The following is a 15,089-nucleotide window of genomic DNA, read 5'->3' as shown; positions in this document are numbered from 1 at the left end:
CTGCAGCGGCGACGTGAGCGTGAACGGGTCCGCGACGGCGGCCGGCGTGAGGCCGGTACCGTCGAGCACCGCGACCGGGTCGAGGCCGGCTTGCGCCGCCACGTCGAGCAGCACGGCCAGCTTGGCCACGATTCGAAGCGCTGCACGTTCACGCTGATCCGATACACGGGCACGCCGGGCGGCGTCGCGGAATTCGCGACGTCGATCGTGCCGAGCTGCGCGGCGAGATCCTCCGACAGCGCGCGGCGGATCTCGTCGGCGGGCGGCGACGCCCAGCGTTCCTGCTCGAGCACGTCGACCTGCGCGGCGTTCTTCTGCACGACCAGCTGGTTCTTCGCGACCTGCTCGGGCACGCCGACGGACGGCACCTCGATCAGGAACGCCGGGTTGGCCGGCGCGGTGCGCAGCGGCGCCGCGGCGTCGGCCGGGCTGAGCGTGTAGAACCGCGCGGGCGGCGAGCTGCACGCGGCGAGCGCGAGGGCGGCGACAGCCGCCGCCGCGCCGCTCGCGAAACCGTTCACGCGTGTCGTCATTGTTGATCTCCTGGCTTGCCCTTGAGCAGCGATTCGGGGTGGCGCTCGAGGTAGTCGGCGAGCGCGTTCAGTGACTGCAGCGTGCGCGTGAGCTCCTTCAGCGCGCCGCGCACGTCGGACTGCAGCGGCGAATCCTGCTGCAGCGTCGCTTCGGCGGTCGAGAAGGTCTGCTTCGCGGCCGACAGCGTGTCGCGCGCTTCCGGCGCGACCTGCGTGTCGAGCTGCTTGAACAGCTTGTCGGCGTTCGACAGGGCGCTGTTCAGGTTTGCGCCGATCTGGTCGAACGGCACCTTGTCGAGCTTCTTCGCGATGTCGGCGACCTGCAGCTGCAGCTCGTCGAGCGTGTTCGGCACGGTCGGCAGCTCGAGCGGCTGGCGCGCCGTGTCGATCTTCACGGCCGGTGCCTTCGGGAAGAAGTCGAGCGCGACGTACAGCTGGCTCGTCAGCAGGTTGCCGGTGCGCAGCTGGCCGCGCAGCCCGTGCTGGACGAGCCGCTCGACGATCTCGCGGCGGGCCGGTTCGCCCTTGCTCTCGATCGTTTCGCGGAAGCGGCGGCCGAGGCGTTCCGGATACACGTTCATCGTCACCGGCATCAGGAAGTTCTTCGTCTTCGGATCGAAGTCGATGCCGATGTTCGTCACTTCGCCGAGCACGATGCCGCGGAAGTCGACCGTCGCGCCGACGGCGAGCCCGCGCAGCGACTGGTTGAAGTTCATCACGACCTGCAGCGGCTGGCCGTCCGGGTCGCGCATCGCGTCGCCCTCGTCGGACGCGAGGCGGAACGTCGTGTTGTTCGGCGCCGTCGTGCCGGAGCCCTGGTTCGGCGGCGTCTGGAACGCGATGCCGCCGAGGATCACCGTCGCGAGCGACTGCGTGTTCAGCTTCAGGCCGCTCGAGTCGAGCCGCAGGTCGACGCCGCTCGCCTGCCACCAGCGCGAGTTCACGCCGACGTACTGGTCGTACGGCGCATTGACGAACACGTTGAACGTGACGCCCGTGCCGTCCTTGTCGAGCGAGAAGCCGACCACTTGGCCGACCTGCACGCGGCGGTAGTAGACCGGCGAGCCGATGTCGACCGAGCCGAGCGAATCGCCGCGCAGCACGTATTGCGCGCCTTTCTGGTCGCCCGTGACGGCGGGCGGCGTCTCGAGGCCGGTGAAGTCGGTCAGCGTATCGTCCGAGCGCCCGGCGTCGACGCCGATGTACGCGCCCGACAGCAGCGTGCCGAGCCCCGACACGCCGGTCGCGCCGACGCGCGGCCGCACGATCCAGAAGCGCGAGCCCTTGACCGCGAAGTCCTCCGCTTCCTTCTTGAGCTGCACCTGGACGAGCACGCGCGACAGGTCCTTCGACAGCTTGATCGTCTTGACCATGCCGATCTCGACGTCCTTGTACTTGACCTGCGTCTTGCCGGGCTCGAGCCCTTCGGCGCTGTGGAAGCTGATCGTGATTTCCGGGCCGCGCTCGCGCACGGACTTGATCACGAGGCCGATGCCGATCAGCGCGGCGATCAGCGGCACGAGCCAGACGAGCGACGGCAGCCAGCCGCTTTTCGTCGAGATCGTCGGATCGGGCGGCCGGGGCGCGTCGTGCTGCGGGCCTTGTGGACTATTCATGGTGATTCCCTGAGGTTTCGACTGGATCCCAGATCAGGCGGGGATCGAACTGCATCGACGCGAGCATGGTCAGGATCACGACCGAACCGAACGCGAGCGCGCCGGGGCCGGCCGTGATGATGGCGAGCGAACGAAAATGGACGAGCGCGACGGTCAGCGTCACGACGAAGATGTCGAGCATCGACCAGCGGCCGATGCGCTCGACGATCCGGAACAGGCGCGTGCGCTGCAGCGGCCGCCAGGCGGTGCGGCGCTGCGCGCTGATCACGAGGATCAGCAGCACGCCGAGCTTGAGCATCGGCACGAGGATGCTCGCGACGAACACGACGACGGCGAGCGGCCAGTCGCCGGAGATCCAGAAATAGATGACCCCGCTCATGATCGTGTCTTCCTGCGAGCCGACGATCGACGCGGTGCGCATGATCGGCAGCAGGTTCGCGGGAATGTAGAGGATCGCGGCCGCGAGCAGCAGCGCCCACGTGCGCATCAGGCTGTTCGGCGTGCGGAAATGGAGCGCGCTGCCGCAGCGTGCGCAGTGTGCGTGCGGATGGTCGAGCGTCTGCACGAGGCCGCATGCGTGGCAGCTGGCATAGCCCTCGCGGGCGGCGGTCGGGATCGTCATCGGCGGGCGGCTTCCGGCAACGGGGCGGTATCGTCGGGCTGCCCGGGCGAGCGCCCGGCGCGCAGGTCGTCGGCGATGTCCCACAGCGTGCGCGGATCGAACATCAGCACGACGGCGATCATCAGCGTGAGCGCGGCGAACGCGAACAGCGCGGCATCGGGAACGACTCTTGCGAGACTCACCATCTTCACGATCGTGACGAGGATCCCGAGCATGAACACCTCGATCATGCCCCAAGGCCGCACGAGCTCGATCGCGCGCAGCACCAGGTTGAAGCCGGGCGGTACGACGCCGCGCCGTATCGGCAGCAGCAGGTACAGCAGCGCGGCCATCTCGACGAGCGGGAACAGCACGGTCGAGCAGAACACCATCACACCGACGATCGCCATGTCCTGGTGCCACAGCGAATCGATCGCGCCGATCAGCGTGGTCTGCACGCGGTTGCCGTTCACGTCCATTTCGAGGATCGGGAACACCTGCGCGATCGTGAACGTGATCAGCGCCGCGAGCGCGAGCGCGCAGATCCGCTCGATCTGCGCGGCGCTGTTGCGATAGAGCAGCGCGTCGCAGCGCGGGCAGCGCGCGATTTCACGTCCGCTCAGACGCGGTTTGTGCAACAGTGCGTCGCACTCGTGGCAGGCAATCAGGTCGTTTCGTTGCATGAAAAAGGCAGTTGTGCGACGGCTGGGGAGACGCGTCGACGGGGCCGGAACCCGCGCCAATCTTACCAAAAGGCCTTTTTCGGCGTGTCAACGATCGCATGTTCGGTGACTGATCGGTAACATGACAGGAAGCTGTCAGCCGGCTGGCGGGCCTGTCTTCAGAGTCCGCGCGCGTCAAAAGGTTGCGGTAGCATGGCGCCCTTGACAAGCGTCGGACGAATTGCCGGCGCGGCCGTTCGCTGAACTGAGGAATCCAAGATGGTATCGAAATCGCTGCCGGCCAGGCCGGTACGCTATACGCAGACGGCGATCGCGCTGCACTGGCTGATCGCGCTGCTGATCGTCTGCGCGTTCGCGCTGGGCTGGGTGATGACCGACATCCCCGGCTTCACGCCGACCAAGCTGAAGTACTTCTCGTGGCACAAGTGGATCGGCGTGACGGCGTTCGCGCTGGCCGTCATTCGCTTGCTGTGGCGTGCGACCCACGTGCCGCCGGCGCTGCCGGGCGATACGCCGGCGTGGCAGCGTGCGGCGTCGCACGGCGTGCACATCCTGCTGTACGTGCTGATGATCGTGATTCCGGTGACGGGCTACCTGTACAGCTCGGCGTCGAACATCCCGGTCGTCTACCTCGGCATCGTGCCGCTGCCGCGGCTGATCGATCCCGATCCGGTGCTGAAGGAAACCTTCAAGACACTGCACGTGTCATTGAATTACATTCTGCTTGCGCTCGTTTCGCTGCACGTGGTCGCGGCGCTCAAGCACCAGTTGTTGGACCGCGACGGCCTGCTGTCGCGGATACTCCCCTTTGCCAAATGAAGGATCCCATGAAAGTGTCTTTCTCCCGCTCCATGCTGACCGCGTTCGCCGCGGTGTCACTTGTCGCGTCGGGCGCGGCGCTCGCCGATGTCGATCTCGCGAAGAGCAAGGTGTCCGCCGTGTCGAAGCAGATGAACGTGCCGACCGAAGGCGCGTTCAAGAAGTTTTCCGCCCAGGTGAAGTTCGATCCGGCGAAAGCCGCGCAGGGCAGCGCCCAGATGACGATCGACGTCGGGAGCTATGACCTCGGCGACAAGATGTACAACGACCAGGTTGCCGGCAAGGACTGGTTCGACGCGAAGGCGTATCCGCAGGCGACGTTCGTGTCGTCGGCGATCGCGCCGGCGGGCGGCAACAAGTACAACGTGACCGGCAAGCTGACGATCAAGGGCAAGTCCGAGAACGTCACGGTGCCCGTCACGGTCACGCAGAGCGGCGCGACGCAGACCTTCGACGGCGTGCTGCCGATCAAGCGCTCGGCGTTCAGCGTCGGCACCGGCGAGTGGAAGGACACGTCGGTCGTCGCGGACGACGTGCAGATCAAGTTCCATCTCGTCGCCACCAAGTAAGCGGCGGGCTGTCGCCTCACCTGAATGCCGCGCGAGGGCGCGGCGCCGTTCCAAGGAGAAAGAGTTTGAAAAAGCAACTGATCATCGCCGCAGGCGCACTGGCAGCGTCGCTGTCGTTCTCGGCCTTCGCCGAAAGCGTCACGTACCAGTTCGACCCGAGCCACACGTACCCGAGCTTCGAGGCTGACCACATGGGCGGCCTGTCGGTCTGGCGCGGCAAGTTCGACAAGTCGAGCGGCAGCGTGACGCTCGACCGCGCGGCGAAGACGGGTACGGTCGACGTGACGACCGACGTCGCATCGATCCAGACCGGCAGCGCGAAGCTCGACGAGCATCTGCAGACGGCCGAGTTCTTCGACGTCGCCAAGTTCCCGCAGGCGAACTACAAGGGCGCGATCAAGTTCGACGGCGACAAGCCGGTGTCGGTGGTCGGCAACCTGACGCTGCATGGCGTCACGAAGCCGGTGACGCTGAAGATCGATTCGTTCAAGTGCATGCCGCACCCGATGCTCAAGCGTGAAGTGTGCGGCGTCGACGCCATCGGCGAATTCGACCGCAGCGATTTCGGCCTCGACTACGGCAAGCAGTACGGCTTCAAGATGAAGACGAAGCTGCTGATCACGGCAGAAGCGCTCAAGCAGCAGTAAGCCCGCCGGCCGGGCCGGCCTTCGAGCCGGCCCGCCGCGAGCCCGCCGCCGCGTTCCCGTCAGGGGGCGCGGCGGTTTTTTTTGCGCGCCTATAATCGCCCGAGCGCTGTGCGCGGCGCCGGGCAGGCCGACGGCGCGCGCGGCCGCCTCGAACAGAACGTACAACGACAAGGAGATCGCCGATGCATGCCGTCACGCAGTCCCGTTCCATTGCCTCGTCGCCGCGCGTGTGGCGCGCGGTGGTCGCCGCGTCGATCGGCAACGCGCTCGAGTGGTTCGATCTCGTCGTCTACGGCTTCTTCGCGGTGACGATCTCGAAGCTGTTCTTCCCGGCCGGCAACGACACCGTGTCGCTGCTGCTCACGCTCGGCACGTTCGGCGTGTCGTTCTTCATGCGTCCGCTCGGCGCGATCGTACTCGGCGCGTATGCCGACCGCGAGGGCCGCAAGGCTGCGCTCACGCTGTCGATCCTGCTGATGATGGCCGGCACGCTGATCATCGCGGTGCTGCCGACCTACGAGACGATCGGCGTCGCGGCGCCGGTGATCCTCGTTGCCGCCCGGCTGATGCAGGGCTTCTCGGCCGGCGGCGAATTCGGCAGCGCGACCGCGTTCCTCGCCGAGCACGTGCCGGGCCGGCGCGGTTTCTTCGCGAGCTGGCAGGTCGCGAGCCAGGGGCTCACGACGCTGCTCGCGGCCGGCTTCGGCACCGTGCTGAACGCGCAGTTGTCGGCCGCGCAGATGGCGTCGTGGGGCTGGCGCGTGCCGTTCTTCTTCGGCCTGCTGCTCGGGCCGGTCGCGTACTACATCCGCACGAAGGTCGACGAGACGCCCGAATTCCTCGCGGCGGAAAGCACCGCGAACCCGCTGCGCGACACGTTCGCGTCGCACAAGGCGCGCCTCGTCGCCGCGATGGGCGTGGTCGTGCTCGGCACCGTCGCGACCTATCTCGTGCTGTTCATGCCGACTTACGGCGTGAAGCAGCTCGGCCTCGCGCCGTCGGCCGCGTTCGCGGCGATCCTCGTCGTCGGCGTGATCCAGATGGCGTTCGCGCCGCTCGTCGGCCACTGGTCGGACACCTACGGCCGCGTGCGCGTGATGATCGCGCCGGCCGTCGGCATCCTCGTGCTGATCTATCCGGCGTTCGCGTACCTGGTTGCCCATCCGGGCTTCGGCACGCTGATCGCGCTGCAGGTGCTGCTCGCGTTCCTGATGACGGGGTACTTCGCGGCGCTGCCGGGTTTGCTGTCCGAAGTGTTTCCGGTGCAGACGCGCACGACCGGGATGTCGCTCGCGTATAACGTCGCGGTGACGATCTTCGGCGGCTTCGGGCCGTTCATCATCGCGTGGCTGATCAAGGCGACCGGAATGAAGACCGCGCCGAGCTTCTACCTGATGTTCGCGGCCGTGCTGAGCCTCGTCGCGCTGGTCGTGCTGCGCCGGCGGTTCGGGTTCCGCTAACAGGGCGGGCGGCGCGCGTCAGTTGCCGGCGCGCTCGCACACGGGCTGCGCCGGCATCAGTTGCGGCCTGGCTTCGACCGTCTGCACGGGGCGCCCGGCGAGTGCAGCGAGTGCCTGCCTGAGCTGCCAGTCGGTTGCCGTGCCGAACACACGCTGCGGCAACGCCGCGCTTTTCGCCGTAACGATCTTCGCGAGCGCACGCTGCTCGCGCAGCTTCTGCCGTTCCTTGCGCGCCTTCGCGAACGGATCGGGCGCCAGCCGGTCCGCATACGGCGCGCGGGGGAGATCGGCTTCCCGGTACCACAGCAGCACGCCGTCGACGTCCGAGTCGCGGCGTGGCGGCACGAGCCAGTCCGGCACGACGCCGTAGCCGTCCATCGGGCAGCCGTTGGGCCGCAGGTTGCGCGCGAACGTGAAATTCAGGCGCGTGCCGTCGATCAGGTCGACGCCCGTCTGCGCGAGCCCCTTCCCGTAGGTCGGCATGCCGAGCAGCTTCGCGCGGCCGAGATCCTTCAGCGCCGCCGCGGTCGCTTCGGCGGCCGACGCGCTCTGTCCGTCGACGAGCACGACGAGCGGCACGGTGCGCCACCAGTCGTCGGCTTGCAGCGGCGCGAGCGGATCCTGGCCGTGCATGACCGGCAATTCGTAATCGGGCCAGTTGGTCGTGTAGCGGCGGCGGTTGGCGTCGCCGCGCTCGACCGTCACCATCGCGGTGCGGTCGCGTCCCGCGAACAGCGCGGTGATGCCGATAGCCGCATTGAGCGCGCCGCCGCCGTTGATGCGCAGGTCGAGAATCACGCCTTTCACCGGCGGGCCCGCGCGGCGCGCGGCCTGAACCGCGTCGATGTAGTCGCCGACCGCCGGTTCCGGAAAGCTCGACAGCCGCGTGTACAGGATGTCGCCGTCGAGCCGTTTCGCGGTCGCCGGATGCGGCTTGAGGATCGTCCGCACCGGCGCGAAGTTCAGTATCGCGTGCGACGGGCCGCGCTGGACCGTGAGCTTCAGCGGCACGCCCGCATCGCCCTTGGAGAGTTTGGTCAGGTCGGCGGGGTCGATGCCGACGACGCTCGCATCGTTCATCGCGACGACGAGATCGTCGGCGCGCACACCGGCCTTTTCCGCGGGCGCGTCGGGAATCACGTCGACGATGTGCAGCCCGTCGGGCCGCGTCTCGAACACGATGCCGATGCCGGGCGTGCCGTCACGCGCGCGCCGTTCGTCGTCGCGCCGCTCCTGCTCTTCCTTCGCGTCGAAGAAGCGCGCGTACGGCAGCGTCTTGATTCCCGCGTGGGTCGTTGCGTCGAGCAGCGCGCCGATGTCGACGTCGGTCAGGTGCTGCCGCTTCAGGACTTCCACCGCCGCCTTGAGCTCGCAGATCTGCGGCTCCCAGTCAGGCGGGCAGGGTGAAGGCGGTCGGGCGGTGGTGGGCGACGAGGCTGGGGGTGCCGAAGCGGCGGATGCGGATGCGGGCGGGGCGGACGCCGGCTGTTGCGCACCGACGGACGACGCGCATGGCAGGAGCGCGGCCGTGACGGCGGCGCAAACGGCAAGGCGAACAACGACACGCGTGGGAGGCATCATCGGGGCCGCACGTTTGAACGAAGGGCGAAGGTGCTGTCCCGCCGACGCATGGCCGGCGGGCGGCGCGGCGGGACGGTCACGATTGTAGCCGACGCGCGTGACGGGGCAGGGCGAGCAGGCTGCGCGATGTCGGTCGGCTGTCGCGGGCATGAAAAAAGCCGGCCCAACCGGGCCGGCTTTTCGTCGATGCCGAAGCAGCGTGGCGCTTAAACCTGCGCGCCTGCGTTCGGATCGTCCGGATCGTGCGCGGACTTCTTTTCCTTGATCAGGTCTTCGCGCTTGATGCCGAGCCACATCGCGAGCGAACCCGCGACGAACACCGACGAGTAGATGCCGAACATGATGCCGACCGTCAGCGCGAGTGCGAAGTAGTGCAGCGTCGGGCCACCGAAGAAGAACATCGACAGCACCATCATTTCGGTCGACGTGTGCGTGATGATCGTACGCGACATCGTGGTCGTGATCGCGTGGTTGATCACTTCCTGCACGCTCATCTTGCGTTCGCGGCGGAACGTTTCGCGGATCCGGTCGAAGATGACGACCGACTCGTTGACCGAGTAGCCGAGCACCGCGAGGATCGCCGCGAGCACCGCCAGCGAGAACTCCCACTGGAAGAACGCGAAGAAGCCGAGAATGATCACGACGTCGTGCAGGTTGGCGATGATGCCGGCCACTGCGTACTTCCACTCGAAGCGGAACGACAGGTAGATCACGATGCCGATCACGACGCACGCGAGCGCGAGCAGGCCGTCGGTCGCGAGCTCCCGGCCGACCTGCGGGCCGACGAACTCGACGCGCTGCAGCGTGACGTCCGGGCTCTGCGCCTTCAGCGCGCCCATCACCTGGTCGCTCTGCTGCGCGGACGTGAGGCCTTCCTTCAGCTGCAGGCGGATCAGCACGTTGCGCGACGTGCCGAAGTTCTGCACCTGCGCGTCGGCGTAGCCGAGCTTGCCGAGCGTCGCGCGCACGGGTTCGAGTTCAGCGGCCTGCTGGTACTGCACCTCGATCACCGTCCCGCCGGTGAATTCGACGGACAGGTGCAGCCCGCGGTGGAACAGGAAGAACACGGCGGCGAGGAACGTGACCAGCGAGATCACGTTGAACACCAGCGCGTGCCGCATGAACGGAATGTCTTTACGGATGCGGAAAAATTCCATGATTCGTCTCCGGGGCCTTATTGGGTCGAGCCCGGTTTCTTCGGCGACACGCCTTGCTGCGCGCGATTGCGCAGCTGCGGCTTGCCGGCGGCGCGCGGCGCGTTGCCCTTCGCGGGCGCGGCGAGCTTCGCGGCGCGTGCGGTGTCGGTCGATTCGTCCGCGTCGGAGAACGATGCGGCGGCAGCGGCGCCTTCCGGCTTCCACACCTGGCCGATCGCGAGCGACTTCAGCTTCTTGCGGCCGCCGTACCAGAGGTTGACGATCCCGCGCGAGAAGAACACCGCGGAGAACATCGACGTCAGGATACCGAGGCAGTGCACGATCGCGAACGCGCGAACCGGGCCCGAGCCGAACGCGAGCAGCGCGAGGCCGGCGATCAGCGTCGTGACGTTCGAGTCGAGAATCGTCGCCCAAGCATGCGCGTAGCCGGCCTGGATCGCGGTCTGCGGCGGCTGGCCCGCGCGCAGTTCTTCACGCACGCGCTCGTTGATCAGCACGTTCGAGTCGATCGCCATACCGAGCGCGAGCGCGATAGCGGCGATACCGGGCAGCGTCAGCGTCGCCTGCATCAGCGACAGCACGGCGACGAGCAGCAGCAGGTTCACCGACAGGCCGATCACCGACACGACGCCGAACAGCATGTAGTACGCGATCATGAACACGGCGATCGCGCAGAAGCCCCAGATCACCGAGTGGACGCCCATCTTGATGTTGTCGGCGCCGAGGCTCGGGCCGATCGTGCGTTCCTCGATGATGTCCATCGGAGCTGCGAGCGAACCGGCCCGCAGCAGCAGCGCGAGGTCGGCCGCGGCCTGCGGCGTCGGCTGGCCCGTGATCTGGAAGCGGTCGCCGAGTTCCGACTGGATCGTCGCGACCGTCAGCACTTCGCCCTTGCCCTTCTCGAACAGCACCATCGCCATCGGCTTGCCGATGTTCTCGCGCGACACCGCGCGCACCGAGCGGCCACCCGCCGAATCGAGGCGGATGTTGACCGACGGACGCTGGTGATCGTCGAAGCCGGCCGATGCATCGATGATGCGGTCGCCCGTGAAGATCACTTCCTTCTTCAGCAGCACGGGCGCCTGGTTGCCCTGCGTGAACAGCTCTTCACCCGGCGGCACCGGGTCGTTCGGGTTCGGGTGCGTGTTGATCGGGTCGGCGAGGCGTGCTTCGAGCGTCGCGGTGCGGCCGATGATGTCCTTCGCCTTCGCGGTGTCCTGCACGCCCGGCAGCTCGACGACGATGCGGTCGCTGCCCTGCTGTTGCAGGATCGGCTCGGACACGCCGAGTTCGTTCACGCGGTTGTGGAGCGTCGTCAGGTTCTGCTTGAGCGCGGCGTCCTCGACGGACTTCTGCACGGCCGGCGTGAACGTGCCGACGACCTGGGTGCCGCCACCGCCGGGCTGGGTCGCCCATTGCAGTTCGGTGATCGACAGCGCGAGCACCTTGCGGGCGTCTTCCGCCGTCTGCGCATCGCTGAAGTTGACGACCACGGACTGGTCGACGCGGCTCACGCCACCGTCGCGGATGTTCTTGTCGCGCAGCAGCGTGCGCGCGTCGGACGCGTCGGAATCGAGCTTCTTCGTCAGCGCGCCCGTCATGTCGACCTGGAGCAGGAAGTGGACGCCGCCACGCAGGTCGAGGCCGAGATACATCGGCAGCGCGTGCAGGGCAGTCAGCCAGCGCGGCGACGCGCTCTGCAGGTTCAGGGCGACGACGTACTGCGGATCGTTCGGGTCGGCGTTCAGCGACTTCTGCAGCAGGTCCTTGACGCGCAGCTGCGTATCGGTGTCCTTCAGGCGCACGCGGATGTTCGCGTTGGTCGCCGTGTTCTCGAAGGTGACGTCGTCCGGCGTGATCTGCGCGGACGCGAGCGCCGATTCGACCTGGGTCAGCGTGGTCGAGTCGAGCTTGACCGTGGCCTTGCCGCTCGACACCTGCACCGCCGGCGCTTCGCCGAAGAAGTTGGGCAATGTGTACAGAAGGCCGATGGCGAGCGCCACGACCATCACGACATATTTCCAGAGTGGATAACGATTCATGAGGGAGCCGAACGGGTGGTTGGCGTGAAAGCGTCGCGTCCGGCGCCGCGGCGGCCCGCTCTCTCAGGCGGGCACGGCGCGGGGAGCCGGACGCTCGGTGAAGGGCTTACAGCGACTTGATCGTGCCCTTCGGCAGAATGGTCGTGACTGCAGCCTTCTGCACGGTGATTTCGGTGCCTTCGGCGATCTCGACGCCGATGTAGCCTTCGGTGACCTTCGTCACCTTGCCCACGAGGCCGCCGCTCGTGACGACTTCGTCGCCCTTGGCCATGGCCGCGAGCATGTTGCGATGCTCCTTCTGACGCTTCATCTGCGGACGGATCATGATGAAGTAGAGCACGGCAAACATCAGGATGAGCGGCAGGAAGCTCATCAGGCTCGATTCGGCGCCACCGGCACCTTGGGCGAACGCGTTGGAAATGAACGGCACGTTGGTCTCTCCGTAAGGGAAGATCGAAAAATAAGCCGGTTATTCTACCACCGGCCCCATGCGCAAACGGATCGGCAAATGCGCTTTCGGATCAAGCTGTTAAAGCGCGAACCGGTACCGTTGCGACTTGTTTGGAAAGGTAATTGTAATATTTGGCGGTCGGGTTCGACAGTTGGGACGCGTTATTTAGTACACGTCCCATGTGACGGGCCGCAGTGCGGGCGGCCCGTCCGTCAGTCGACCCCTCTGGCCCGATCCTCCGCGAAGCGCTGGCGAAACGCGTCGAACGTGTGGGTCTCGATCGCTTCGCGGATCTCGCTCATCAGCTGCAGGTAGTAGTGCAGGTTGTGGATCGTGTTGAGCTGCGCGCCGAGGATCTCGCCCACGCGGTGCAGGTGATGCAGGTAGCCGCGCGAGAAGTTCTGGCACGTGTAGCACGTGCAGCTCGCGTCGAGCGGCTTCAGCGAGTTCTTGTGCGTCGCGTTGCGGATCTTCACGTCGCCGAAGCGCGTGAACAGCCAGCCGTTGCGCGCGTTGCGGGTCGGCATCACGCAGTCGAACATGTCGATGCCGTTCGCGACGCCCTCGACCAGATCCTCCGGCGTGCCGACGCCCATCAGGTAGTGCGGCTTGTTGGCCGGCAGCTTCGGGCCCACGTGGCGCAGCACGCGCATCATGTCTTCCTTCGGCTCGCCGACCGACAGCCCGCCGATCGCGAGGCCGTGGAAGTCGAGTTCCGACAGGCCCGCGAGCGATTCGTCGCGCAGGTCCTCGAACATCCCGCCCTGGACGATCCCGAAGAGGGCATTCGGGTTGCCGAGCCGGTCGAACTCGTCGAGCGAGCGCTTCGCCCAGCGCATCGACATGCGCATCGAGTCGGCCGCCTCCTTGTGCGTGGTCGGCACGCCGTTGGTCGCATACGGCGTGCACTCGTCGAACTGCATCACGACGTCGGAGTTCAGCACCTTCTGGATCTGCATCGACACTTCCGGCGACAGGAACAGCTTGTCGCCGTTGATCGGCGACGCGAACGTGACGCCGTCCTCGGTGATCTTGCGCAGGTCGCCGAGCGAGAACACCTGGAAGCCGCCCGAGTCGGTGAGGATCGGCTTGTTCCAGCCCATGAAGCCATGCAGGCCGCCGTGCGCGTCGATCGTGTCGAGGCCCGGGCGCAGCCACAGGTGGAACGTGTTGCCGAGGATGATCTGGGCCTTGATCTCGTGCAGCTCGCGCGGCTGGATCGCCTTCACGGTGCCGTACGTGCCGACCGGCATGAAGATCGGCGTCTCGACCACGCCGTGGTTGAGCTTCACGCGGCCGCGGCGCGCATGGCCGTCGGTCGTCAGCAGTTCGAATTCGAGCCCGTTCGCCGGGCGGTCCTGCACGGGGGCGTGCGTATCGTGGGATGAACCTTCGGTCATCGCGTCATTCTCCTCGCTACCGGAAAACAGTCCGGCGCATGTTGGAAACGCCGCCGGAAGACCGGCGGCGGTGAAAAAGCGGGTGCGCGCCATCGTAGCGCGCAGTGGGCAGGGCGTCACCGCGCACGGCAATTTCTTGCGGTGCGCGGCACGTGCGTCGCTTATACGGCGTCGGCCGTCTCCGGCGCGTCGCGCCGCGTGAGCAGCATCGCATCGCCGTAGCTGAAGAAGCGGTAGCGTTCGTCGATCGCGTGCCGGTACGCCGCGCGGATCGTCTCGACGCCCGCGAACGCGGATACCAGCATCAGCAGCGTCGACTTCGGCAGGTGGAAGTTCGTGACGAGCCGGTCGACCACGCGGAAACGATAGCCGGGCGTGATGAAGATGTCGGTCTCGGCCTGCGTGGCCGCGAGCGGGCGGCCCGCTTCGTCGGCCGCGCGCGCCGCGGCTTCGAGCGCGCGCATCGACGTCGTGCCGACGGCAATCACGTTGCCGCCGCGCGCACGGGTCGCGGCGATCTTGTCGACGAGCGACTGCGGCAGGTCGTACCACTCGCTGTGCATCTTGTGCTCGGCGATGTTGTCGACGCGCACCGGCTGGAACGTGCCGGCGCCGACGTGCAGCGTCAGCGTCGCGCGCTCGACACCCATCGCGTCGAGCCGGTCGAGCATCGGCTGGTCGAAGTGCAGCCCGGCCGTCGGCGCGGCGACCGCACCCGGGTTGCTCGCGTAGACGGTCTGGTAGCGCGTCTCGTCGGTCGCGTCCGGATCGTGCTCGATATAGGGCGGCAGCGGCAGGCGGCCGTACTGCTCGATCAGGTCGAGGCACGGCTCGGGGAAGTTCAGCGTGAAGAACGGGTCGACGCGCTCGCCGACGGTCACGTCGAACGCATCGGCGAGCCGCAGCGTCGTGCCGGCGCCCGGCGACTTGCTCGCGCGGATCTGCGCGAGCGCCGTGTGCGTGCCCGTCACGCGCTCGATCAGCACCTCGATCTTGCCGCCGCTGGCCTTCTGGCCGAAGAACCGAGCCTTCAGCACCTTGGTATCGTTGAAGACGAGCAGGTCGCCGGCCGCGATGCACGACGGCAGCTCGGTGAAATGGCGGTCGACCAGGCGCGCGGGCGCGACGGTGCCGTCGACCTCGAGCAGGCGGCTCGCGGTGCGATCGGGCAGCGCGGTTTGTGCAATCAGCTCGGGCGGCAGATTGAAATCGAAATCGGAAAGCGTGAACATGCGGGCTGGTTCGAAGCGGCCGGCGGGCGTCGCCGGCGGGGCGGAAACGCGTAAATGGGGCGCGCGAGCCGCTATGATGACGGGATGCGCGGCCTGGCCGGCGTCGTTCGTTCGGACGACGTGAAAGCCGCTATTGTACTTGCCTTGCGAAGCACCCAGACGATCCGATGCCTGTGTCACCACGCCGTTCCCCCGCCGCCGTTGCCGATTCCGCCGATCCGTTCGACGCGGAGGATGTCGCGCCGCCCGCGCAAAGCGCGGGTGAGCGTGGTTCCGCCGAGCGCGCCGTGCCGCGCCA

General features: G+C 67.2%; 14 protein-coding genes. 4 read left to right on the top strand and 10 right to left on the bottom strand.

The window, feature by feature from the left end; translation table 11 throughout:
- The 4 genes from G3O06_RS41475 to G3O06_RS41460 form a co-directional block, all read right to left on the bottom strand.
- Positions 1 to 533: PqiC family protein (locus G3O06_RS41475; protein ID WP_241020502.1), on the bottom strand; the 533-nt coding region annotated here is incomplete at its 3' end.
- Complete coding sequence (locus tag G3O06_RS41470; RefSeq protein WP_174913475.1) at positions 530 to 2,149, bottom strand: MlaD family protein; 1,620 nt, start codon at positions 2,147 to 2,149, stop codon at positions 530 to 532. The genes G3O06_RS41470 and G3O06_RS41475, both read right to left, overlap by 4 nt.
- Positions 2,142 to 2,771 (bottom strand): paraquat-inducible protein A, encoded by a 630-nt coding sequence (locus G3O06_RS41465; protein ID WP_174913472.1) that lies wholly within the window; start codon positions 2,769 to 2,771, stop codon positions 2,142 to 2,144. The genes G3O06_RS41470 and G3O06_RS41465 overlap by 8 nt, the downstream gene beginning before the upstream one ends.
- Entirely contained in the window at positions 2,768 to 3,433 is a 666-nt protein-coding gene (locus tag G3O06_RS41460; RefSeq protein WP_205819549.1) for a paraquat-inducible protein A, read from the bottom strand. Before G3O06_RS41460 ends, G3O06_RS41465 begins: the two co-directional genes overlap by 4 nt.
- A 258-nt stretch (positions 3,434 to 3,691) precedes the next feature.
- On the opposite strand from G3O06_RS41460, the gene G3O06_RS41455 reads away from it, so the two are divergent.
- The 4 genes from G3O06_RS41455 to G3O06_RS41440 all read left to right on the top strand — a co-directional run bounded on the left by G3O06_RS41455 (position 3,692) and on the right by G3O06_RS41440 (position 6,928).
- On the top strand, positions 3,692 to 4,252 hold the full coding sequence (locus tag G3O06_RS41455) for a cytochrome b (protein WP_174968352.1): 561 nt from the start codon (positions 3,692 to 3,694) through the stop codon (positions 4,250 to 4,252).
- 8 nt (positions 4,253 to 4,260) lie between these two features.
- Complete coding sequence (locus G3O06_RS41450; protein WP_174913463.1) at positions 4,261 to 4,821, top strand: YceI family protein; 561 nt, start codon at positions 4,261 to 4,263, stop codon at positions 4,819 to 4,821.
- Positions 4,822 to 4,886: 65 nt separating this feature from the next.
- Positions 4,887 to 5,468 carry a YceI family protein gene (locus G3O06_RS41445; RefSeq protein WP_174913460.1) on the top strand — a complete coding sequence of 194 codons (582 nt, stop codon included), beginning with the start codon at positions 4,887 to 4,889 and terminating at the stop codon, positions 5,466 to 5,468.
- Positions 5,469 to 5,650: 182 nt separating this feature from the next.
- Positions 5,651 to 6,928 (top strand): MFS transporter, encoded by a 1,278-nt coding sequence (locus G3O06_RS41440; RefSeq protein ID WP_174913457.1) that lies wholly within the window; start codon positions 5,651 to 5,653, stop codon positions 6,926 to 6,928.
- Between the two features lie 18 nt (positions 6,929 to 6,946).
- On the opposite strand, the gene G3O06_RS41435 is transcribed toward G3O06_RS41440, so the two are convergent.
- The 6 genes from G3O06_RS41435 to queA form a co-directional block, all read right to left on the bottom strand.
- On the bottom strand, positions 6,947 to 8,509 hold the full coding sequence (locus tag G3O06_RS41435) for a S41 family peptidase (protein ID WP_205819548.1): 1,563 nt from the start codon (positions 8,507 to 8,509) through the stop codon (positions 6,947 to 6,949).
- 206 nt (positions 8,510 to 8,715) lie between these two features.
- A complete protein-coding gene (secF, locus tag G3O06_RS41430; RefSeq protein ID WP_069247171.1) occupies positions 8,716 to 9,666 on the bottom strand; it encodes a protein translocase subunit SecF in 951 nt (316 codons plus the stop codon).
- Between the two features lie 17 nt (positions 9,667 to 9,683).
- Positions 9,684 to 11,708 carry a protein translocase subunit SecD gene (gene secD / locus G3O06_RS41425; RefSeq protein WP_174913451.1) on the bottom strand — a complete coding sequence of 675 codons (2,025 nt, stop codon included), beginning with the start codon at positions 11,706 to 11,708 and terminating at the stop codon, positions 9,684 to 9,686.
- A gap of 106 nt (positions 11,709 to 11,814) precedes the next feature.
- A complete protein-coding gene (gene yajC, locus G3O06_RS41420) occupies positions 11,815 to 12,138 on the bottom strand; it encodes a preprotein translocase subunit YajC (protein WP_006476868.1) in 324 nt (107 codons plus the stop codon).
- 233 nt (positions 12,139 to 12,371) lie between these two features.
- Positions 12,372 to 13,559 carry a tRNA guanosine(34) transglycosylase Tgt gene (gene tgt / locus G3O06_RS41415; RefSeq protein WP_205819547.1) on the bottom strand — a complete coding sequence of 396 codons (1,188 nt, stop codon included), beginning with the start codon at positions 13,557 to 13,559 and terminating at the stop codon, positions 12,372 to 12,374.
- Positions 13,560 to 13,720: 161 nt separating this feature from the next.
- Positions 13,721 to 14,791, bottom strand: coding sequence for a tRNA preQ1(34) S-adenosylmethionine ribosyltransferase-isomerase QueA (gene queA / locus G3O06_RS41410; RefSeq protein WP_174968355.1), 1,071 nt, complete (start codon positions 14,789 to 14,791; stop codon positions 13,721 to 13,723).
- Positions 14,792 to 15,089 lie beyond the last annotated feature (298 nt).

Source organism: Burkholderia sp. Ac-20345, from assembly GCF_017104825.1.
Taxonomy (GTDB): Bacteria; Pseudomonadota; Gammaproteobacteria; order Burkholderiales; family Burkholderiaceae; genus Burkholderia; species Burkholderia lata_B.
This window is presented reverse-complemented; position numbering and strand designations above follow the sequence as displayed.